1 pseudogene is annotated in these 277 nt (G+C 36.1%); it reads left to right on the top strand.

From position 1 onward, the window contains the following. Positions 1 to 193: pseudogene (locus AAEY68_RS20975) on the top strand (LysR family transcriptional regulator); the annotation flags it as partial. Positions 194 to 277 lie beyond the last annotated feature (84 nt).

Below are 277 nucleotides of genomic sequence, written 5' to 3'. Positions count from 1 at the left end.
TAGCTATACAAAACTGCATGTGATCGACACCGATATAGCCAGCCAATGGTACTTTGTAATGCGTACCGACAGACACATTTCGCACGCAGCGCGCAGCTTTTTAAAGTTTGCCCAAGCTAATTTAGAGCACTACCTTGATACTAAATGGGTACGCAATGAACTCCATAGATTACATTTAGAACCTAAAACTTAAATTAAATAAGCAGTCGTTATGTTGCAATATAACTACTTATAATAGTTATATTGCTATCAATACATGGTTATAAAAACACCCATA

The organism is Pseudoalteromonas sp. RB2-MNA-CIBAN-0110, assembly GCF_040309305.1.
In the GTDB taxonomy this organism is placed as follows: Bacteria; Pseudomonadota; Gammaproteobacteria; order Enterobacterales; family Alteromonadaceae; genus Pseudoalteromonas; species Pseudoalteromonas arctica.
Note: the sequence above shows the minus strand (reverse complement) of the source record. Positions and strands in the feature narration are given on the sequence as shown.